Genomic DNA, 21,206 nt, shown 5'->3' on the forward strand with positions numbered 1-21,206 from the left:
CAGGCGCGACTTTCATCGTGGCGCGGGGAAGTGCTCTCCAATCAGACGCCGTATAGATTTAGGCAAGCCAATCACAAAACCCAAAATCTACCCTTGCAAAAAGGAGGGTGACCATAGATTTTTCGAGGTGCCCATTAATCCCGTCATAGACATCGTAAACCGACACTGCAGCCAACTCCGTGGATAGTAACGTTACGTTAATGTAATCGTGCCGAGCCAGCATATGCAGAAAAGATGTTCTCCTGTGAAGGCGCTGCTTTCACCTTGGACACAAAAGTATCTAAGCGTAAATCGAACTCAGCAGGTGCCATAGAAGGTTGTCCTTCCATCAAAGAAAGCAGCTCCTCTTTCATTGCCTCGGACGGAAGTCGCTCGTAAAACGCTAAAACAATCCGCAGTTTCTCAATCTCATCTTCAGACCGGCCTTCCTCTGCAAAGAAATCTAGTTTGTCTCGTTTCATTTTTATTGAAAAAAAGAAATAAACCGAGAGGATAGCATTTAACATCAAACCAAACACAGCAACGGATGAAAATACAACGCCGCAAGCGCATAAAAATCCATTGTTACACCTGAATAAATGTACTGCGCTAAAACCTTGTTAAAAAGTTAAAAGTGTAAGTAAGCTATCGGTTTGCAATTTTTCTCTAATGCTTCTGATTTTGTTGAGAAAATTACAATATTTTTTAGATTTCATGAGCAGAAAATTCATCCGTCTTTTTCTTCGGTGGCTCGCGGTAGTTTTACAATGAACGTACTGCCAAGATCCGTGCCGTCACTTATGGCATTAACAGTTCCGCCATGAAACTCTACCAGGCTTTTAACAAGCGCCAGTCCTAAACCGAGACCGCCGTTCTTACGGTCCGTGGAACGTTTAGCCTGCACAAAGAAATCGAATAGTTCAGATATCATCGCTGGCTCAATGCCAATACCGTTGTCCACGACTTTTAGCAAGAAATAGCCTCCTTCCGCCGACAAGGTAAGATTGATGTTCCCGTTGTCTGGGGTATACCTCGCAGCATTACTCAGAAGATTACATACCACTTGCACGAGACGTGTCCGATCTCCGAATACATTACATGGATAAGGCGGCAGATAAGTTTTGAATACGTGAGCCTTTGCGGTCATCATTGGAGTAACCTGCTCAACCGCGTTTTGGATAACGGAATGCAAGTCGATACGTTGTTTCTCAAGGGCGACTAAGCCTAAAGACACGCGAGAGACGTCAATCAAGTCTTCTACCAAGCGCGACATATGACCAACCTGCCGCTGAATGACCTCAGAGATGTGTGTAACGCGCGCGGCATCAACTGGCGGCTTTCCCAGCAACTGCGCCGCCATCCTGGTCGCGGAGAGAGGATTGCGTAACTCGTGACTTAAGACGGCCAGGAACTGATCCTTACGTTGATTTGCGAGCCGAAGTTCTTCTTCACGCAATACTGCTTCGGTAACATCTTCACAGGTGCCAATCCATTCCTTAACGTTTCCATCACTATTCTTGCAAGGTACGGCACGGGTTGTCAGATAACGATAGTTACCGTCATGGCGCAGTACCTTGAATGTGAACTGGGATGCCTGGCCCGACGCAAGAATAGCGTTCCAGCGCTCACGAGTTTTTCCCCGTTCTTCGGGATGGACTGCCTCGTACCATCTATGGTTGGGATCACCTTCATGGCCGGTGTATCTACTCCAGGCATCTCTCCCGTCAATGAGAACGCCTTCTGCATCGGTTCGCCAAACCACCTTGAAAGCGGATTCGTTCAGTTGTTTAAAGCGCTTTTCACTATTTCGAAGTTCTTCTTCCACTCTTTTACGTTCCGTAATATCACGGAAAAATAAGGCAAGCCCTTCATCAATTGGGTATGCACTGATTTCGAACCAATAAATTTTGCCATCAGGATCTTTCCATTTTTTTTCGAGATGGACAGGAATACGTTCTGCCATAGCCTTATGGTACCTCTGCCCGAGCTCGGAATTTTCTCCCTCTGGCCACAATGTCCAATGGTTTTTACCACAGAGTTCATGAAATGGCCTGTTGATAATGCGAATAGCTGCCGCATTCATTTCAAGAACATTAAAGTTGTGGTCAACGATGCATAGCCCTTCTGCCATGCCGTGTAGCACTTCATCACGTCTGTCGCGCTCACGCCGCAATGCCATCTCACTCCGGTCACGGTCGAGAATTAATGCCACCGTGGTCGCACAGATATCAGTGACCTCTATTTCTCTCAGAGTAGGCGTATGCGGCTTGTCAAAATACACTGAGATGACGCCCAAGGCGTGGCCATCTGCGTCATAGAAGGGTGTTGAATAAACAGCTCTAAGGGAATGTTTCGATGCCCAAGAACGAAACTCAGCAAGCTGCTCATTCGACTCAAAGTCCTCAACAATGACACGATGTCGTTCGGCAAAAGCAAGGCCGCAGCACCCTTGCCCTGGTTTGATTCCTGTTAGGCCTGAGATAACTTCCTGGCTCAACCCAATGCTGCTTTTCACGACCAACGCACCGGTAACGGTATCGAAAAATGACACGACGCCATATTGCGTCTGATGGAATTCGAGAACCGTCCTTAGTATGCGCTCCAATTTCTTCTCGACTGTCTCTGCTTTGAGCAGTGCCATGCTAAGGCGGTGCAGTGCCTTCCAGTCAGAGATCTCATTCAAGTCGTCATGGCTGCTGCCAATAACTTTTTCAAAATTAATCATGTGGCGACCTTTTGTCGAAATAACCAACGAGATTCGAGAAAAGTCGTAAGCTATTGAAGAAGAAACACGCTTCGTACCGTTCAGCACAGTGCAGCGACCAACATAGTGCAGTATCCCAAGCCGTTGTATCAACAATGTTTCACGATTACTTCCTGGAGAAATAACAGCAGTTTATTTTGCCCGTTCTGGTTTCACCGGCCCAACTGCATTGAAGATCGTCGCCCGGCAGACTCCATACTGTCTGGCGATGTCGGCCAGTTTGATGTCCGGATCTTTCAGCAGCGCCTTAATCTGAGGTCGGTCGGAATTCGTGTATGCCAACACGGTGTCAAGCAGCGGTCTTTTGCTGAAAGTATTGCTGCCTGAATGCTGCCGGCGACAGGTAGCCCAGCCGGGCCTGTCGCCGCTGGCGATTGTAGAACATGTCGATGTACTCGGCGATTTCATACCGGGCCTGCGCGCGTGTTGCATAGAGCCGGTGGTAGATGAGTTCGTTCTTGAGCGTTCCCCAGAAACTCTCGATGGGCGCGTTGTCGAAGCAATTCCCGCGCCGACTCATCGATGCCAGCATGCCGAATTGGGCTACTAGCGCGCGGTATTCATGCGAGCAGTATTGACTGCCGCGGTCGGTGTGTTGAATCAAACCCGGCGGCGGCCGGCGCAGGGAGACAGCCCGGAAGCCAAAGCGATCATCGAAGCTTGGCGTCGGGACTACAACGGGAGTCGACCTCACATGACTCTCAATGGCCTGTCGCCAGCCGAATTTGCCCATGCTGCCGACCTTACAGGCCGACAGCATGGCTTAATGAAAGCCGAAAACTAACGCTGAAAATGGTCCGAAAAACCCAAGCGGATCACCATTGATTCAGTTTATCAAATAGGAGTGTCCACAAAAGTCAGGCTCCCTCAGAGCTGCTTGATCGTGCGCAGAAGCTGATAGTAGAGCTCAGACTGGTTGGTCGTGCTTCTACCCGGCGCGACCATATCGACCATGAGCCGGCCCAACTCCTCAAGTCGCCACTCCAGCTCGCGGAGTTGCTGGTCGACTTCCTTCAGACGGGCTTCCTCTTCCGTAGGGCTAGTCATGATCGGCCCTTTCCGCCTATTAATATATTTGGCTCAAATATAATGGTTGATGTTTATTGAGTCTGTGCGGAGTGACTCAGAAAGCGAGCAATAAGCTGAGGCCCGCTTCACTGAGGCGACCTGAAAAAATTAGTTGTCTATGCTCCGTAAAACCTTGGAACGGATTTAGACTGTTTCAAGTTGGCACTATTTACTGAAATGCAATGTCCGTTACTTTTCGTGGGATATTTCTAAACATCTCGATGCCCCACGCTACACGAAGAGTGTGTTTAGCGGCATTAACACAGTCATTCTCCCGCCATATGAAAGGCTAGATTAAAGAAAATGCGAACGACAGATACCTCGTGTAAAATTCCAGATCGTAAGATACGGTTCTTCTCGCCATATGAGCGACAAAAGTAAATGAAAGGTGCGGAACATAAAGATGAAAACGCAAAGAAGGATATTTCTATACCAAGGGGCGCCGAAAAACAAATCACGAGTTCGATCCATTATTACAACGTGATGCGATAATTTAATGCATCAACATTGAAAGCATCACTATTGAATAACCATAACCTAACGTTAGATCGGCCACTTATTTTTACGCATAGCCCCTGTGGACAATTGATGCGAACTCTTCAGACATATTGAAACTAAAGTTTTTTCATCGCTATTTCAATGAGGACTCACCACGAGCTAGACGTGGAACGCGTTCGTGTACGGGCGTTATCTTCTCACGCATGTTGAAATCTTAATTCAACATTTTTAAAATTCGTTAGCGACACCCGAACAGCGCAGCAATTGCCATCCCGGTCTGTTGATTTAGACTCAGTGTACGCCCAACCGAGAGAAGCTCTGTACATTCTTCAGCAGGGAGTGGTTTACTAAAGTAGTAACCCTGCATCTCTTCACATAAATTCAGGGCCAAAAACGTCAGTTGCTTCTCTGACTCTACCCCTTCTGCAACGACACTCAAGTTTAAACGATGCGCGAGCGTGATTATCGCTTGCACAATAGACAGTGAATCTGCATCTTCCGTCATGTCGGACACAAATGAGCGATCTATTTTTATTTTATCTATTGGCAATCGCTTTAAGTAGCTAAGACTTGAATAGCCCGTACCAAAATCATCAATCGCTAATGTGACTCCCATGCCACGTAGTTTATGCATTACTTCGGCGCTTTTTTTGGGGTCACGCATTGAAACGCTTTCCGTCAGCTCCATTTCCAGCATTCCGGGTCCAAGGGCATATTCCTCTATTACGTGTTGAATAGTTCTTATGATGTCGTTATTAAGGAGCTGTCGGCCTGAAAGGTTGACTGCTACGGGCACGCCACCCAATCCGGCATCTATCCATTCGCGTATTTGTTTGCATGCGGTATGCAATACCCATTCACCGATCTGAACGATCAGGCCGTTCTCTTCAGCCAACGGAATAAATTTCGAAGGAGGCACCATCCCAAGCTCAGCATGTCGCCAACGTAATAAAGCCTCAACACCTGTAATCCGCCCGGTACGCAAGTTTACTTTCGGCTGGTAATGGACTTCAAATTCATTATTCTGTAGCGCCTGGCGTAAATCAGTTTCCAATCGAGCGTTTGAATGGGCGTTAGTCGCCCTGTGTCGTTGTATTATGCCGCGCCCTAAACTCTTTGCATGGTGCATTGCGACATTCGCTGCAGTCAGTAGTACCGCAGGTTCAGTACTGTCCGTGGGATAGTGGGCGTATCCAATTGTGCACCCTACAGCGATTTCGTACCCTTGGATATACAAAGGTTCTCGGATTTGCCGTGACAACTCAGCCAGTACGCTCTCATTAATTTGACCTTCGACTGGTTGGCTCCACATCGCGATAAACTCATCCGAATCAACTCGGGCGGCAATGCCTCCTGCAGGCAGCGCTTTCCGAAGCCGTTGCCCCAGCATTTGAAGGACCATGTCGGCAACATACGGGCCATGACTTCCATTTAGATTTCGGAAATTGTCCAAATCGATATAAGCTACTATTCCCGAAGCATCAGCAGCTTCCCAACATTTGACGGCATGCTGCAACTGCTCCGTAAATCCGTTTCGGCTTTTTACTTCCCCTAAGCCGTCATAGCTCAACAAACAGTCCAAATGTTGTAATTGGGTTCCATATATGCTGGAATGGTTTTCACTATTACGAAGCACTGAAGAGAGTTCATACGATGCTTGGGCTAGCTGACGAAGGAAGATCAGTTCCTCTGCCGATTTCGCGAACTCCTCTAGAACGGAAATTTCCTTTTTTGTAAAGTTTCTCTCCTGGAAATCTATTACACAAAATGTTCCTATTACCTCTGCGCTTTGAGAATGAATAGGGAAACCCGCATAAAAGCGGATGAAGGGCGCCCCACGAACAAGTGGGTTCTCCACAAATCGAGCGTCACTTAATGCATCTGTAACAATAAGCGGTTTTCCCGTCGCAACCACGTGAGCACAAAAAGAGACGTCGAGAGACATCCCATTTCCCTCGAAACCGCACCTCGCCTTAAACCACTGTCGATTGTTATCTACCAAGGAAATAAGTGCCGTGGGTACGTTGAGAGCATACGTCGCCAAGCGGGTAAGTCGGTCAAGCCCCTCCACCGGTGCTATATCTATATTGGGCGACATTTCAACCATCATTGGCGACGCGCTTACGGGTTTTTGAATCGGCACCATAATCCTCATTGCTCTTGATAGGTCGCGCGCCACTACACGAAAGTGCGTATGGCAGCAATAGTTTCATCCGGCGAACTCATATTCGGGCAATGCCCAGTGGCCCGTAGTTGAATGTAGCTGCTCCCCTGTATCCGTGAATGCACAAATTTTCCGACCAGTTCAGGGGCGATCGGATCCTCGGAGCATTGCAAGATCAGGGTAGGAACAACGAGTTTTTCCAAGTCTTCACGATTATCGGAGAGAAACGTCACTCTGGCGAACTGACGTGCAATAACGGGATCTGCACGACAAAAACTCTCAGACAGTTCGGCACCGAGTTCGGGACGATCGAGATTACCCATTATCGTAGGTGCCATTGCACGTGCCCATGCCACGTAATTGGCATCCAAAACTTCAAGCAAGTAGTCCATTTCGCTCGCATCAAAACCACCGATGTAACTCCCTCGATTAACGTAGCAAGGCGACGGGCCGATCAATACCATCTTCGAAAACAGCCCTGGCGCTTTCAGTGCAGCCAAAACTCCAATCATCGATGCAACGGAGTGGCCGACGTAGATGCAATCTTTTATATCGAGTACACTGCAAATTTCCAAAACGTCTTCTGCATATCGGTCCAATGACGCGTAGGACGCGACTTCATACTGATCGATCCGCGAATTTCCGGCCCCAACCTGATCGAATACCACCGTCCGATATTCTCCTTCAAATGCAGGCGCCACGAATCGCCACATTTTTTGATCGCAACCAAATCCATGAGCGAACAGTATTGTTCGCTCTCCATTGCCGGTTATCTTTACGTTATTCCTTTGAAGAATTTTCAAAATCAAGCCCCTAAAATAATTCCTTTTCGAACCAATTACGCTAGAGTGAAAAGCATATGGCGTTAAGATATATGACGCTTGTTATATGCTAAAAATAACTCATGGATAATCATCAGTACATTTTCAAATTTGGCCAGCTTAAAGCTTTGCCTAAATTTCAATAATAAAGGTTTTGCTTGTTTAAGGGAATTCGCCATTTTCTATTACATTAATAGGTAAATGTACCAAAGACTGTGGACTCAGTTTGATTTGCCTGAACGTTTCAGCCGGTAACACCCATCCTTACTTCTTGTAAAATTTGCTTATCCAACCGGAGATTTTAGTGGTGATCGGCGAAAATTTACGCGCTCGCCAAATGCATATATTGCGGCAATGTCTGTTTGTCTTTATCTCAGCGAGAGCATGTGATCAAATTCACACAGCTGCTGCCTTACAGAAACCCAACATATGACATATTGAAACGAATGGATATATTCGCTGGCAAGTATTTTGCCGCATGGGTAGTCTACGTGTTTCACCATAACGCGCTTCGATCACGTAACCTATTGTTCATGTTCTTTTAGTTCGCTCAAATCGTCTGCCGGCTTTTGAGTATCGATCTCGCAATAGGTGTGCATGAAGCATTTAAATATAAGATAGAATTCAACGGCGATGAAAAGCAATATCCCGAGGAACAATAGCAACCCATCACTAATGAATATTTTGTGCATGTTACAAATCCCTCGGTGCTCGAGCGTTGGCTGAACTCTCAATACTTCCCTGCGGATATTGTCAGAGATGCAAATTCTTGCTGAACTCGACGACGTGTAAAAAGTGATGAAACTTTCCTACTACGTCATCTGGCCTACCTCGACGAACCTGTGTGGCTCAACTTTCCACCGTTGTGGGTTTTCAGCGCACATAATGCGTTCGTGCTCAGCAGCGCCTGAAGAAGCCAAATCAATGCGTTCCGGCTTGATGTAAGTATTCGACTTTACGTTGAAGAACACGTTGACTGTCGGCTTCAGCAGGTTCTCGCTGTTCTGCTCGACCACCACGCCTAGCCGGCCCGATGCCAAACGCACCAGCGAACCGGATGGGAAAATGCCGATGCAACGAATGAAGGCGCGTACATGCTCGTCGCTCAGTTGCACCTTGCTCCATTCGAGCATCTTGGCCAGCGCATTGGCAGGCGTCATGCCACGGTGATAGCATCGCTCTGAGGTGATCGCGTCGTACACATCGACGATGGCCGCCATCTTGGCCAGCTCACTGATTTCTGGCCCCGGCAGGGCGCCGGGATAGCCGTTGCCATCGCAGCGCTCATGGTGGCGCAACGTGATGTCTAGCGCGATTGGGCTCAAGCCCGGTACACGAGCCAGCATCGCATGCCCCGCTTCCGGATGTGTCTTGATGACGTCAAACTCGGCTTCGGTAAGCCGGCCGGGCTTGTTCAGGATTTCGTCGGGGATGCTCGCCTTGCCGATGTCATGCAGCAGACCGCCGAGCCCGGCATGATAGGTGGTTTCGGCCGAAAGACCCACCGAACGGCAAAACGCGGTCAGCAGCGCGCATACGCCCACGGAATGCAGGAAGGTGTAGTCATCCTTCTTCTTGAGCTGCAACAGCACCAGCAGCGCGTTCGGATTGCGCAGGATCGATCCAACGATCCCTTCGACAACCGGTTCCACGCGGTCGAGTTCGACCAGCTTACCGAGGCGCACGTCCTGCGCCAGATCGCGTACCAGCCGCTCGGCCTGGGATATTAGCACCTTCGCACGCGCCAGTTCATCTGACAAGCTGGCCGGCGTTTCTGTGAATGTTACCGGTGCCAGCGTAACGGACGAGCCGTGCGCGGTTGGCGCTGCCTTATTTTCTCCGCCACCGTCCTGCGAAGCGACATGCACATCCGCTCCCTTCTCGGTGTCGATCTCAAGACGTGAAAAGCCTGCATCGGTTATCTTCCTGATGTCTTCTTCTGCAGTAATGAGGAACCGGTTGCGCAGGAAGGGATGGGATGTCCAGTTACCGGGCAAAGCATGTAGATACATGCCAATGCGCAGCTGGCTGATCTCGATGGTCTTAATCATGGGCGGATTTCAGCTCGGGACCGATTCAAAACTCTTCCCAGTCGCCCGCCTCGGCAACCTGCGCAGGCACCTTGGGACGAGTAACCGGCGCCAGGGGTCGGGAATTGGGCTTCGGCAGATTGGAGCGAGTCACGGGAGCCGCCTTGCCAGTCGATGCAACGCTTGCCACGACGACCGGCTTCACGCTGTTCGTCTGCGGCCTGCCGTCAAGACGGAACACGCTGACTGCCTGCGCCAGCGAACGGGCCTGATCCTGTAGCGAGTCGGCCGCGGCTGCCGCCTCTTCCACCAGCGCGGCATTCTGCTGCGTGACCTGGTCCATCTGCGCGACTGCCTGGTTGATCTGCTCGATGCCGGCGCTCTGCTCCCTGCTGGCCAAGGTGATCTCGCCCATGATATCGGTGACGCGCTGTACGCTCGTGACCACGTCCTGCATCGTGCTGCCCGCCTCGCCGACCAGCTGGCTGCCTGCCTCGACCTTGCCAACCGAATCATCGATCAGCGCCTTGATTTCCTTCGCCGCTGCTGCACTGCGCTGCGCCAGGCTGCGCACCTCCGAAGCCACTACTGCGAAACCCCTACCCTGTTCGCCGGCGCGCGCGGCTTCGACTGCAGCGTTCAGCGCCAGGATATTGGTCTGGAACGCGATGCCGTCGATGACGCCGATGATGTCAACGATCTTCCTGGCCGATGCATTGATTTCTTCCATCGTCTCCACGACCTGGGACACCACCGCACCGCCCTTGGCTGCCACGTCCGATGCCGATGCAGCAAGCTGGTTGGCCTGCTTGGCGTTGTCTGCGTTCTGCTTGACGGTCGAGGTCAGTTCCTCCATTGAGGATGCCGTCTCTTCGAGGGAGCTGGCTTGCTGCTCGGTGCGCGAGGACAGGTCCAAATTGCCTGCTGCAATCTGCCCTGTGGCAGTAGCGATTGTATCGGTACCGCTGCGCACCTCGCCGACAATCTTCGCCAGGCTGTCATTCATCTCTTTCAATGCCTGCAGAAGGTGCCCTGTTTCATCTTGCGAGGTCACTTCGATCTTGCTGGTCAAATCGCCGGCCGCAACGGTCTTCGCGACGATGAGCGCACGGCCGATTGGTGTGGTGATGCTCTTGGTGGCCAGAAAGGCAATGAGCGCGCCGAGGCCAAGGGCAACAATGCTTATTCCGAGCATGATCGCGCGTGCGGTTTCGTAAGACTGTCCCGCCTGTGCGACCGCTTCGTCGTTAAGCTTTGTCTCGAAGGCAACGAGTTCGCCGAGCGCGTCCAGCAGCTTTCGTTGGGCAGGCCGCACTTCTATCATAAGAAGCGCAGTTGCTTCTTCATTCTTATTTGCAAATCCTAATTCAGCCGTCTTTGTTTCAAGTGGCGCCAACTGACTGTTCATCTCAGTGATCTTAGCGAACATGCCCTTTTCTTCTTGGGTCGTGTCTTTTTGCGATGCAAACATTTTGCCGAGCTGTTCAGAGGCAGCCTTGAACTTTTCACGCTCCTTCTGAATACGATCCATCTCGGGTCGCATCTCCGCTTCTTTAGTCAGTAGGACCACGTTGCGTATCGCCGAGGACCGTTCATAGACGGTCACGCGCATCGCAATAGCGAGCGAAGACTCGACATTATTGACTTCAGTGACGTCCTTCATCCTTGCTTCGATCTGGGCCATGCAGCTCATGCCAAGAACGGCAACAACGATCAGGAAAGCCAATAGGACAGCAAAGCCAAGGCCTAGGCGCATGCCAATACGGAGGTTCGAGAGTTTCATCAAAGGTTCCAAAAATTTAATTAAGCGAAAACGGGGCAGGACAAACAAGGCGCCGACGATGCAGGCAAACCTACGCGCATCCGGCGCGATGCATGAGGCGTATACCGACTGGTCTCTTGCAAAAGAGGAGTACCATGTGCCGACCTTTTGTTGCCAATCTATTTATGAATTTATTTATTCGATATGCTGAGCCAATAATAGGTGGACTAACCGTACGGATTAGAAGACGCAGACACAATTGATTAATTTTCCTCTTCTTAATTTACGGCAACTTTCGCCGTAGACTTGATCAATAGCGTGCGACACTTCGTCCAGATAACGTCATTTACAGTACGAAAATCACTCAAATTTGATTTCATCCCTTTTCCCCCGGTTCAGTTTTAGCGCTGAAACCTTCTTTACTGGCGAGTTCTGCGGCTCCAACGTCCTGAACGCCACGCAAAATGTCGGGCACTTACACCTGGTGCGCCGTGGTCCGGTAACGATGGAACACGAGGATGGCTCATCGATCACCGCTACCGAACCAACCATCATTTTTTATCCCAGGCCCTATACCCATCGGGTCGTGGTTCGTTCCGGTACGCAGGCCGAGCTCGTCTGTGCCAATGTCTTGTTCAAGGAAGCACCAAGTAATCCATTTGCGTTAGCGCTTCCTTCTTACTTCGCTATCCCTCTTCGCGAAGCACAGGATATTGGCGCCGTGGTCGACTTACTCTATGCCGAGGCTTTCACGGCACCGCGTCGCAACCCGTTCCCCGTAGCTCGCAGTCAGCGTTTCGTCATGGATCGACTCTGCGACGTCCTGGTGTTCCAACTGATACGTTATGCAGTGAACGCCTCCATCGTGCAGGCCGGGGTGCTGGCCGGGTTCACCGATAACGGAATCGCTCGGGCACTAAATGCGATCCACGAGGATCCGGCCCACAACTGGAACCTCGAAAAGCTCGCCAGCCTGGCATCCATGTCGCGAAGCAAGTTTGCAGAACGATTCCACTCGCTGGTCGGCATCACACCCGCAAAATACGTGGCTGACTGGCGACTCGGCATGGCAGAGCAACTGCTGCGGCAAAATATAAGCGTCAAGAAGGCCCCTGACCAAGATTCGGTCGAATTGCGATCATAAGCCTTGAGGTTATAAGGGTGACGAGGTTTCCGTTGGTTTTGGAATAACGGAATCAGTCAGTAAAGGCCTGCGCAAACTGCCTCGCCCGCTTTACATCGTCAGCATGCAAGTAAATCGACGTGGTCGAGATCGATGCGTGACGAAGGTTGTCGCGGACGGCGCTGAGTTCGACGCCCTTGGCGATAGCGTGAGTGGCATGCGTGTGCCGCATCCAGTGCGGCGTAGCCTGACGGAGTTTCTCGGCGAGCGCCGGATGGTCGTTTTCAATAATCTGCGCCGCTTGCCGGAAAAACCTGCGCATGACTTCCCACAACCGCAGAGGCTTGATGCCGGCATCGCCGTCGTCCAGGCTACCGATCAGCGGCGTGACTGGGTTCCAGCGCGCCCGGCTTACCGCCAGGCCCCGCTCCTGCAGATACCGGTCCAGCGCCGCGCGAGCGAGCGGTGTCAAGGTCACCCTGGCTGGCTTGCCGCCTTTGCCGGTGACGTGAAGCCAGTGATCACCTGCGGCGTCGACCTCGACGTTTCGCAGAGTCGCATTGGCCAACTCGCTGATCCGCAGTCCCGTCGCGTAACCGAAATCCAGCATGAAACGAAGTCGCTGCGCTGCGGCTGCCTGCCAGCCGTACGACCACTCAAGCCCGTTGGCGATGGTGCGTGTGAGCAGCCATTCTCCTTCGGTGAAGGCGTGCGCGGTTTCCACGGCCATGGCGCGCTTGCTGCCGCGCACCTTGATGCCGGCAAAGGGGTTGGCTACAACATAGCGCTGCTCCACCAGCCAGCGGAACATGGCGCTGAGCACGGCAAGCGCGTGCGCAATCGAACGCGCCGAGAGGTTGTCGACAAACGGTCTCCAGTCTGTTGATGTGCGCGGCCGCGGCGGTCCAACCCAGCGCTCGCGCGGGGTGGGTCTGCGCAGAAATGCCCTGTAGTCAGTTGCATCCCGCGTGGTCAAGGACGACAGGGCCTTGCCGCGGGCAACAATGGCCCAGAGGATCAGCCGTTCGGCTTCCTTACGGTAGGCGCGCTGCGTGGCCGGGGATTCGTGCAACGCAAGCCATGCCTGGGCGGCGTCGTAATCGTTGTCGACGCCCAGGATACAGGTCGACAGCGGTGCGCGGAACGCGCCTGCGGATCCGTCAACCTCATGCGGTAGCCGGAGTTGCTCCCATGGCGTCACGACTGACTGCCGGTCGGCGACGATCAGTGCGCGAGCCCGCTCCGTGAGTGCTGGATGCGCGACAAAGAATGCCTCGATCCGCTTTGCACTGGCCGGGCCGAGCCCCGGAACGGCACTCCACCACTGACGACGGCGGGGAATCCTTACCGTGAGATCAGCTAGGGTCCGGATGCCCGCCGCGTGCAGGACACGGACAGCGCGATCCGGCAACCAGCGCGTAATGTCATCCCCGATCTGCGGCGTCGGTAAAGGCAGCGTGCGCAACGTTTCGACTGCCTGCGTGGTGGCACGGGCATGATGTCTGCGCTTGTGGGCCTGGCATTCGAACAGCGTCGCCAGATCCGCCCGCTGCCGGCTGCGGGCGTAAAGCGCAAGCTGCCGGCGGATCTGGCCGATGACGCCGCGTGCAGACTGCCCCTGACCGAGCCGGTCCCGCAGGTACCGGCTGGCCGCGTCACGCGAAGATGCGCCTTCGTACCAGGCGCGCAGCGCGGCAAGCGCGTCGGCATCGGGAAAATCGTTCGGCATGTCGGCGGCGGCCGGGTTCGGGAGACGCGTTTTCATGACATGGAGTTTAGTCCAGAAATGTCAATACAGAGATAATAACTGTTATCTCTGTACCGATCACGAAAGACGTCCCGCCAGGATTTTTCACGATGATTTTCCGGCTTAGATCGCCTGCAGGGCGCGACTCAAAAAGTCCGCGTGCACAGAGGTTCCGGAGGCCAGAAAGCGAATCTGCTGCCGCACGGATTCGGGATCGACGCCAGCGTGTTCCGCTGCCTGCAGCGTGGCGCGGCTTGCATCGAGCACATCGACACCTGTGATCTCGTAGCCGTAGCCCATCGAGATCCAGTGCAACGCCGCGAGACCGGCGGCCATGGCGAATCCCGGCTGCTTCTGCGCAAAGTCCCTGGCCGCGCGCGTCAACGTCCGGGGGTCGGTCGGGCTGGCATTGGCCAGCTTGATGGCCTGGTTGAACAGGCCTGCGTCCTTGGCTGCCGCGAACCACTTCCCTGGCTCGCCCGGCGACGCAGCAACCAGGTCGCTCAGGATGGTCTCTTGCGCGATGTGCGGATACTTCTTTGCGATGGCACGGAAAGTTGCCAGGTAGGTGGTGCCCTGGTTCGCTTCGCATGCATAGCGCCGGTATGCCTCGTCGGCAAGACCCGATGACAGCAGGATCGCCTCGCAAGCTTTCGCAATCTGCCCGTCCGGGCTGTTGAGGCCGCGCGTGTTTTCCGCGTAGGCCACGGCTTCAGCCTTTCTGCCCATCGCAAGCAGTGCCTTGACGCCCCAGCGTCGGTAGTGCCACATCTTGAACGGAGCGCGGTCCACCAGTGCGATCAGCTGCGCATGTCGCCCAGCTGCATATAGCGAAGCCAGACAGATCGGTGTCCCCGCAAAATATCCCCCGGGCCCCTCGGACCAGACGTGCTCGACGAGATCAATAAACCTGTCGGCCCACTCGCTGGCGATTTCGGGCGTCACGCAGAGTGTGTCCCATTCGTCCGACAGACCTTCGATATAGGGGACGCCCTGATCCTGAATGGCTTCCCATAGCCGCTCGAGCCAGGCCTGGCGCGTGACTGTGTCGACCTGTGCGCCAGCAATGACCGGGACCAGTGTTTCGATCGCACGATTCACGGCCGTGCCGATCGCACCTGACGACCCGTCGACGTGTTCCAGCGCGGGCGAAACTTTCTCCAGAAATTTCACAGCGCCCTCTGCCGCAAGCACTGTATCGCCGCGCGCCACCTGCCGGATCTCCGCGAGCGCTTCCTTGATACGCTGGATCGGTACGTCCGAGCGCCAGCCGAAAGCGTGGCGCCGGAAACGCTGGGCGAACTGCCACTTGTACGAGGCAGGCTTCACAGTGGTTCGTCCGTTTCGGATCGCAGATCCTGCAGGGGGCGCAAGGCGAGAATCATTTTTTCGAGCACCATGATCCAGTCCTCGAGTTCCTCGATGGTGCAATCAGCCTGTTCGACCAGCGTAAGGTCATCCGTCGAGCACGACAGGCTCGCGCCATTGATAACGGTATGCGCCATGGCGTGCAGGCGCAGAAGATCGTCACGCAAACCATCGGGCTCGCAGCGGGCGCGGATGGTGTCGAAAAGATCCACGGCCTGCTGGATGACGGTCGTGTCGTATCGCTGCTGCAATGATTCCAGCGCGTCGGCATCGACGATGCCATAGGGAGTCTCAAGGTCGGGCATGGGATCGGGATCTCCGCAGGGAACGGACCGGGCCGGCGAACAGGTGATCGTGTATCCACCCCTCGACGTGTCCAAAATCCAGTTCGTACCTGCCAAAACGTTTCAGGTTGCTGGTGAGGTAGGGACTGAGGAATCCAATGTCGTCGGGATTGACCTCAATGCCCTCATTCACCATCGATCGCAACGCCTGCATCATGTCCACCGTGTTCTGCAGGATCGCGGCCGAAGCCATCAGGTCGTTGTAACGCAGGCGTTTCTGCTGCTCGTCCGGGTCATTGACTGGCAACACATCTCCGCCGAACGAAAACCACTTGGCAAAGCCATTATAGGACTCGACCTTGTTGGTTGTGGCGGTGATCTCCTGTCGCAGTTCGTTGCTGCCGAGCCACTCAAGCAGGAATACCGTGCGAACCACCTTGCCAAGCTCCTCGGCCGCCAGGGACAGGCGATTTTTCGGACTGGCCGCACCGAAACGGCGCAGTAGAAGGGGCGATGAAATCGCTCCAGACTGGATCGACAGCGCGAGCTGCATCAGGTCCTTCCAGTGGCGCCCGATGAGTTCCCAGTCAACCGTTTCCGCGAAAAGATCATCGATATGTTTGTATCGGGTCGCAGCATCCACGCGATACAGCTTGAGGTCCTGCCAGTTGCGAATCCGCGGCATCAGCTTGATGCCCAGCAGGTAGGTGAAGGCGAACACCGCAGCCGACTGCCCCTGGGTGTCGGCGTGCACCGTATCGGCCTCAACGCTCAATCCAGCCTTAAGCAGCCCTTCGATCACGTAGATGGCTTCCCATATGCCCGGCGGGATGAAATGCCGGAATACCGCGATATAGTTGTCGGCGACGTGGCGGTAGGCGACCGCGCCCATTTTCCGGTAGCGGAAGTGATAGCCTGCCAGCAGGTTGTTGTCGTAGAAGTCGTACTGGGTGCCGTCGGCTGCCACCGTCTTGCCGTCTCCCCAGTGCTTCGGCAGGTCAAGCCGGAGATAGAGTTCGATCAGCTCGCGTTGTGCACTCTCAAGGCGTTCGAGACTCAAGTGCCGGCGGTTGACGAACGACATCATGTGCGGCGTGATCCTGTCACCCATGTGGCGCGCGGCCTGGGTGGGACCAAGATTGCACCCCATTGCGAAGATGGTAAGCAGGTACCGCTGTTCGGCGTCGCGGATTTTGGGATCATTGCCGCTTAACGGACCAAAGTGTCGTGTGAAATGTGTCCAGTGCTCGATATTGGCGAGTACGTCCAGCAGATTGCGCACAGGCATGCGCTTGACGATCGCCTTTTGCAGGGCCACCGCGCTTTCCGGGATGACCGTCGCCGTGGTGCGACGGACAACAAACTCACCTGCCTTGTTGACCGTCACATGGTCGGACTTCTCGGGAAAACGCTCATCCAACTGGCGTGCGGCATCGGAGAGCCATTCGCGCAGCTGCGCCACAAAGCCGGCACTGCTGTCGGCAATGCCAAGCCTCTCGCTGTATCCCGGCAGGCGCTTCTCACATTCATGCCAGGGCAACAGGTAATCGCGATAGTCTGCAAAGGCATCCGAGCCGGCTACGCACAGGTCTCCGCTGCGCAGTTCCCTCGTCATGGCGGACAGTACGCACAGTTCCAGATAACGCCGGTTTGTCGTCGCACCCTTCTCGGGCGGGCGGAAAACCAGCTTGCGCCAGCGCTCGGAAGCAAAGCTGAGATCGACCTCGACGTTGATCCATTCGCGATGAAGCGATTCGTTCCTGAAAACGACCTGCATTGCCTGCAGCAAGGACTCGGACTGGGTGGTCGAGCTCCATGCCAGTGCATGCGCCAGACGTAGTAGTACTGATCGATGTGCCTTGAAATGCCTCCACAGCAGCGGCAGATAATTTCTGCCGCTGTAGGCCCGGACCTCGGCACAGCTTTCGCGCAATGGTTCGAGGTCGCCCGACGGCGCCAGATAATGGCGAACACGCGCACCAAGTTCGGTGTCATCGGTATAGTCGTCGAGAATATTGACGACGCCGTCAAGCGTATCGACCAGGCTTTCCATCTGTTCGCGCTGACGTGCCTGGATCTGGTCTAGCTCTTCCCTGGCCCGCTTGTGGATTGCGCTCATACGACGGATGAACATCTCGGCCAGGTCGTCGCGGGCTCGCACGCGCATTTGATGCAGCAACGCGACAATGAGCGTATATCGCCGCTCCGGCAGGGTTTCCTTCAGATTCGCCGCGTCCAGACTCATCGCCTGCGTCGAGAGGGAGCGCAGCTTTGTCGCGGGAACACCCTCCAGCGCATGGTTGAAGTCGCCAAAACCATCGAGCCAGGCAAGATGGTCGACGAGCAGGGAGATATGCTTTCGCGATGGGCGTAAGGCGTATCGCTTGATGGTGTTGTACGCGCTCTGGCGCTGGTTGAATTCGCGCTTGATCAGCCGGTCCAGTTGGGCCTTGTCCTCATCAGAGAGGCGACGCGAGACACGTCGGAACAGCGCTGTTTGAACTCGCGTGTGGATCTGCTCCACAATGGCATCGAGCGTCGAGAACGCGGGCAGTTCGACCTGCTGCTGGATCAGGCTGTCGATGGTTGCATTGATGATGTCCACCGGCTGATCCATCGTCTCGGCGGCCTCATGTGCCGCGCGTACCGCGATTTCGTTGGCATCGGAGCCGTAGTAGGACTGGATGCCGAGAAATTCGCGGATTGCCGCATAGTGACGAAACAAGGCGGGCGACCTTGCCCTGTTGTAGCCGAATGCGGCCTCGGCGCCTATATTCGCGCTCGCCCGGATGTGCTCGATGACAACGGGGGGAATGGCGTCAACGAAGGGAAAGTAGTGCATCTGCTGAAAGACCTTCAGCAGAACCAGCAGGCCCAGTCTCGAGGACTGGCCACGCGCGTTGCGGCGCACCCACTCAAGCTCTTCGACGTCCGGCGTATAGAACGCCTGCAGTTCCTCCGGTGAAAAACCCTTGGGCAACCTCGGATACGCGGTACGTTCGATGGTCGCCATGCCGGATTCCGGATCTCGAATGGGCTGGCCAGTGTAGCGCAAAAAATCCGGCAAAGCCGTCACACTTGTGCCAGTCTGTGCAACCAGCTGGCCGCTATAATTTTCGGATTCAGAACGCAGCGAAGGGGACAGAAACATGGGCAAAGCCAGCCAGCAGAAAAAATCGTCGCGCGCCCGCAAGCTGGGCACGCGCGACCTGGAGGCATTGCGACGGGGAGCGGTTCAGTCAGGGATCCCCGACGCTATCGTTCTCGATCGTAATGACCTGCCGCCGGAGCAGAAAATCTCCTGGCCCCTCGCCCAACTGCTTCAGGATGAGGTATCCGATCATCCAACACTGGAGGAATATCAGAGCGCACTGACGGCGATAGTTGCGGCTTGGAATACCAGCCTCCTGCCCGAGAGCGAGCGTGCTGAAGCGCTACGTGATCAGATCGGATTCGACAAAAGTGTTCCACCCGAAATACGGCGTGAGGTCACACAGCGCATCGAGCGCCTGATTGAGGAAAAAGTGGCCCGTTTTCCCCATGACCGCCGCCGTATCGTCTCGTGGGAGGCGAGGCTCGAAGGTGACGTACTCCGGGTCGTAGCGGCGGCGTCTGACGGTCCCCGGCACGATACCCTGGAGGATGTCATGCGGGGTTTGCTGCGAACGATGTCCGCGTAAGAGACCGCACATTCAGACCAGTCAGCTAAGGACGCGACCGTCCCGCGCTGACTGACCACGTTGACCTGTCTGCATGCCGACGCGCAAGCGGACGCGATAGCTCAGGGACGCATTCACGGCCCGAGTTCCTTATTCCATCAAAGCATAGAGATCCGTCGCTTCATAACTTTCAGGCTTATGATAGCAATTTGACCGGATCTTGGTCAGATCCCTACATGAAAGACGTCCTGGAGCGGTTGCCATCGCAGCCAGCGAGTCGCATTGGCGAACTGCTCCCGCATCGCTGGTCACCCGCCTGAACCAGGCGTTCTTCGATTCCACGTCCCGTCAAGATGGGATTACCGGGTGCTTACATTTGAAGGAGGCCGGGGTCGAGGCATTCTGATGCCCGAGATCCGTCCGGATCGCCGAAAACGAGCAGCACAACGTGGAAAAGAGGCCGGGAAACGACCACGCTCGCACGTTGCTGAGCACATTTGAACGCCTGGCTCGCTGATGACGGCAAAATCACGTGTTATTCGAGGTGCCCTGCAGTTTGCACCAGAATCCTCGCCAGTACTCGGAATGATGGGAGAGGCTCAGATTTTGGTGCAATCGATCAGGTAGTATGGGCGCATCCCCAACGCAATTGAATTTGATTTCATGGCTCGTACATCTTGCGTCGTTTGTATTAGCTTTGGAAGCGGTTCCTCTATCACGATTGTTCGAGGCGACGAAGCGCTTCTGCCACCTCCAAATGAAAGCGCGCAAGCTGCTCCATTGTCTGCTGCACCGGGGTGAATGCCCCCCATAACATGGCTGTCAATTGTTCCGCCGTCTTGTCTATGTCGGGCTTGACACCCTTCGCAACATAATCCCAGAGCACATGCTCCATTGAGCCGTAAACCATATCCCGTAATAAGGGAAGTGGCATGTCTACCCGGATTTCATTCACGCGTTGGGCAGATCCAAGAACTTTCATGAGCGGATTAGTGTATCGACGCTTAAGTTCAATAATCAGTGTCGCGAATTCATCGTCCATCGTACTACGGCCTTCGCCAAGTACTAGCCTGCACATGCCAGTGCCCTCTTGAATAAGAGTGACAAGATGCTTATGAACCACGAAATGCAATTTGGCACGCGTGCCCGGTATCAGTGGCAGTTCTTGTTCTAACACTAAGGTTATCTCGTCATACCAGCTTTGTATGACTCGCATACACAAGTCTCGCTTGCTGACGAAGTAAGAAAATATTGTTGCTTCGGAAACCTCCAACTGCCGAGCAATCTCAAGCGTGGTAGTTCTCTCGTAACCTTGAGCGGAAAATATCTGACGTGCAACTGCCAGAATTTCCTTTACTCGTTTCTCCGAACGAACCCCTTGCGCCTCCCTCCTCCGCAGAGGCATTAACGGTGCATTCACGTTGTCAAATCCTTGGTTCGGTGTTTCTTCAAGCATAAAATCGAATGTGTGAGGTCGAGGATAGCATTTGAATGAATTTTACGAACTGATGTGTTCGTATTGCCTTCTCTCCAGTCGAACTTCTGTAGAACTCATTTCATAAACGGCGAAGCAGGATCATGGCGAACGCGAGATGAACAAATACGGTGTAACGCTCGATGCAGCGGTCCCAACGTGTAATCACGCGTTTGAACTTGTTGAACCAGGCAAACGTACGTTCGATCTTCCATCGTCTTTTGTATCGACGCAAAGGGCGGCCGTCCTGAGTGGCGGCTCTGATGCGATTTTTTCGGTGGGGTGCGATCAGTTCAATGCCACGCTGTGCCAGCTTTTGATCGAGCGGATCACTATCGTAGTCGAACCTGCAAAATTGATTCGACGACGCGGCGCGGCGCTTCATGGAGGGATTTCGGCGCTGCTTTACCCGACGATAAGGCTTCTGTTGCCATCTCTGGTTGGCGCGAGCCCGGAGATGGCACG

The 21,206-nt window shown here is 54.0% G+C and carries 15 protein-coding genes and 3 pseudogenes; 4 read left to right on the forward strand and 14 right to left on the reverse strand.

The features are described 5' to 3' along the window. Nucleotides 1-197: 197 nt before the first annotated feature. From JJB74_RS31930 to JJB74_RS31940, 3 genes and pseudogenes are all read right to left on the reverse strand, one after another. The gene (locus JJB74_RS31930) at nucleotides 198-461 is read right to left on the reverse strand and encodes a hypothetical protein (RefSeq protein WP_200598595.1); all 264 of its coding nucleotides are present in this window, start codon (nucleotides 459-461) and stop codon (nucleotides 198-200) included. 245 nt (nucleotides 462-706) lie between these two features. Continuing rightward, on the reverse strand, nucleotides 707-2,704 hold the full coding sequence (locus JJB74_RS31935) for a sensor histidine kinase (protein ID WP_200598596.1): 1,998 nt from the start codon (nucleotides 2,702-2,704) through the stop codon (nucleotides 707-709). Between the two features lie 328 nt (nucleotides 2,705-3,032). Then, nucleotides 3,033-3,383, reverse strand: a pseudogene (locus JJB74_RS31940) (IS3 family transposase); the annotation flags it as partial. Between JJB74_RS31940 and JJB74_RS33585 the strand changes: the two are divergent. Next, nucleotides 3,306-3,527 (forward strand): integrase core domain-containing protein, encoded by a 222-nt coding sequence (locus tag JJB74_RS33585; RefSeq protein ID WP_407672455.1) that lies wholly within the window; start codon nucleotides 3,306-3,308, stop codon nucleotides 3,525-3,527. The pseudogene JJB74_RS31940 and the gene JJB74_RS33585 sit on opposite strands and share 78 nt — an antisense overlap. 83 nt (nucleotides 3,528-3,610) lie before the next feature. On the opposite strand, the gene JJB74_RS31945 is transcribed toward JJB74_RS33585, so the two are convergent. From JJB74_RS31945 to JJB74_RS31965, 5 genes are all read right to left on the reverse strand, one after another. Then, nucleotides 3,611-3,790 (reverse strand): hypothetical protein, encoded by a 180-nt coding sequence (locus tag JJB74_RS31945; RefSeq protein WP_200598598.1) that lies wholly within the window; start codon nucleotides 3,788-3,790, stop codon nucleotides 3,611-3,613. Between the two features lie 757 nt (nucleotides 3,791-4,547). Next, nucleotides 4,548-6,464 (reverse strand): sensor domain-containing phosphodiesterase, encoded by a 1,917-nt coding sequence (locus tag JJB74_RS31950; RefSeq protein ID WP_325170212.1) that lies wholly within the window; start codon nucleotides 6,462-6,464, stop codon nucleotides 4,548-4,550. A gap of 23 nt (nucleotides 6,465-6,487) precedes the next feature. Further along, complete coding sequence (locus JJB74_RS31955; RefSeq protein WP_325170213.1) at nucleotides 6,488-7,276, reverse strand: alpha/beta fold hydrolase; 789 nt, start codon at nucleotides 7,274-7,276, stop codon at nucleotides 6,488-6,490. Nucleotides 7,277-8,106: 830 nt separating this feature from the next. Beyond that, nucleotides 8,107-9,345: an HD-GYP domain-containing protein gene (locus JJB74_RS31960; protein WP_200598601.1), complete on the reverse strand. Its 1,239-nt coding sequence runs from the start codon at nucleotides 9,343-9,345 to the stop codon at nucleotides 8,107-8,109. A gap of 25 nt (nucleotides 9,346-9,370) precedes the next feature. Next, nucleotides 9,371-11,107 (reverse strand): methyl-accepting chemotaxis protein, encoded by a 1,737-nt coding sequence (locus JJB74_RS31965; RefSeq protein ID WP_200598602.1) that lies wholly within the window; start codon nucleotides 11,105-11,107, stop codon nucleotides 9,371-9,373. A 349-nt stretch (nucleotides 11,108-11,456) separates the two neighbouring features. Between JJB74_RS31965 and JJB74_RS31970 the strand changes: the two genes are divergently transcribed. Continuing rightward, nucleotides 11,457-12,230, forward strand: coding sequence for an AraC family transcriptional regulator (locus JJB74_RS31970; RefSeq protein ID WP_200598603.1), 774 nt, complete (start codon nucleotides 11,457-11,459; stop codon nucleotides 12,228-12,230). Between the two features lie 52 nt (nucleotides 12,231-12,282). On the opposite strand, the gene JJB74_RS31975 is transcribed toward JJB74_RS31970, so the two are convergent. The 4 genes from JJB74_RS31975 to JJB74_RS31990 form a co-directional block, all read right to left on the reverse strand. Next, entirely contained in the window at nucleotides 12,283-13,974 is a 1,692-nt protein-coding gene (locus tag JJB74_RS31975; protein ID WP_175857831.1) for a site-specific integrase, read from the reverse strand. A gap of 105 nt (nucleotides 13,975-14,079) precedes the next feature. Beyond that, the gene (locus JJB74_RS31980; protein ID WP_011875610.1) at nucleotides 14,080-15,285 is read right to left on the reverse strand and encodes a hypothetical protein; all 1,206 of its coding nucleotides are present in this window, start codon (nucleotides 15,283-15,285) and stop codon (nucleotides 14,080-14,082) included. After that, complete coding sequence (gene tnpC, locus JJB74_RS31985; protein ID WP_011875611.1) at nucleotides 15,282-15,629, reverse strand: Tn3 family transposase post-transcriptional regulator TnpC; 348 nt, start codon at nucleotides 15,627-15,629, stop codon at nucleotides 15,282-15,284. Before tnpC ends, JJB74_RS31980 begins: the two co-directional genes overlap by 4 nt. Then, complete coding sequence (locus JJB74_RS31990; RefSeq protein ID WP_200598604.1) at nucleotides 15,616-18,621, reverse strand: Tn3 family transposase; 3,006 nt, start codon at nucleotides 18,619-18,621, stop codon at nucleotides 15,616-15,618. The genes tnpC and JJB74_RS31990 overlap by 14 nt, the downstream gene beginning before the upstream one ends. A gap of 136 nt (nucleotides 18,622-18,757) precedes the next feature. Between JJB74_RS31990 and JJB74_RS31995 the strand changes: the two genes are divergently transcribed. Together JJB74_RS31995 and JJB74_RS34100 are read left to right on the forward strand one after the other, a co-directional pair. Beyond that, entirely contained in the window at nucleotides 18,758-19,288 is a 531-nt protein-coding gene (locus JJB74_RS31995; protein ID WP_157763860.1) for a hypothetical protein, read from the forward strand. A gap of 212 nt (nucleotides 19,289-19,500) precedes the next feature. Then, nucleotides 19,501-19,587 (forward strand): annotated as a pseudogene (locus JJB74_RS34100) (transposase domain-containing protein); the annotation flags it as partial. Between the two features lie 395 nt (nucleotides 19,588-19,982). On the opposite strand, the gene JJB74_RS32005 reads toward JJB74_RS34100, so the two are convergent. Beyond that, nucleotides 19,983-20,723 (reverse strand): TetR/AcrR family transcriptional regulator, encoded by a 741-nt coding sequence (locus JJB74_RS32005; RefSeq protein ID WP_200598605.1) that lies wholly within the window; start codon nucleotides 20,721-20,723, stop codon nucleotides 19,983-19,985. 100 nt (nucleotides 20,724-20,823) lie between these two features. Further along, nucleotides 20,824-21,206, reverse strand: a pseudogene (locus tag JJB74_RS32010) (hypothetical protein); the annotation flags it as partial.

This window comes from Noviherbaspirillum pedocola (genome assembly GCF_016632335.1).
GTDB lineage: Bacteria > Pseudomonadota > Gammaproteobacteria > Burkholderiales > Burkholderiaceae_D > Noviherbaspirillum_A > Noviherbaspirillum_A pedocola.

Coding starts and splice junctions, on each gene's coding strand:
- JJB74_RS31945 (WP_200598598.1), bottom strand. CDS start 3,790: ATGACTAGCCCTACGGAAGAGGAAGCCCGTCTGAAGGAAGTCGACCAG.
- JJB74_RS31950 (WP_325170212.1), bottom strand. CDS start 6,464: ATGAGGATTATGGTGCCGATTCAAAAACCCGTAAGCGCGTCGCCAATG.
- JJB74_RS31975 (WP_175857831.1), bottom strand. CDS start 13,974: ATGAAAACGCGTCTCCCGAACCCGGCCGCCGCCGACATGCCGAACGAT.
- JJB74_RS33585 (WP_407672455.1), top strand. CDS start 3,306: ATGCGAGCAGTATTGACTGCCGCGGTCGGTGTGTTGAATCAAACCCGG.
- JJB74_RS31990 (WP_200598604.1), bottom strand. CDS start 18,621: ATGGCGACCATCGAACGTACCGCGTATCCGAGGTTGCCCAAGGGTTTT.
- JJB74_RS32005 (WP_200598605.1), bottom strand. CDS start 20,723: ATGCTTGAAGAAACACCGAACCAAGGATTTGACAACGTGAATGCACCG.
- tnpC (WP_011875611.1), bottom strand. CDS start 15,629: ATGCCCGACCTTGAGACTCCCTATGGCATCGTCGATGCCGACGCGCTG.
- JJB74_RS31935 (WP_200598596.1), bottom strand. CDS start 2,704: ATGATTAATTTTGAAAAAGTTATTGGCAGCAGCCATGACGACTTGAAT.
- JJB74_RS31930 (WP_200598595.1), bottom strand. CDS start 461: ATGAAACGAGACAAACTAGATTTCTTTGCAGAGGAAGGCCGGTCTGAA.
- JJB74_RS31995 (WP_157763860.1), top strand. CDS start 18,758: ATGGGCAAAGCCAGCCAGCAGAAAAAATCGTCGCGCGCCCGCAAGCTG.
- JJB74_RS31960 (WP_200598601.1), bottom strand. CDS start 9,345: ATGATTAAGACCATCGAGATCAGCCAGCTGCGCATTGGCATGTATCTA.
- JJB74_RS31965 (WP_200598602.1), bottom strand. CDS start 11,107: ATGAAACTCTCGAACCTCCGTATTGGCATGCGCCTAGGCCTTGGCTTT.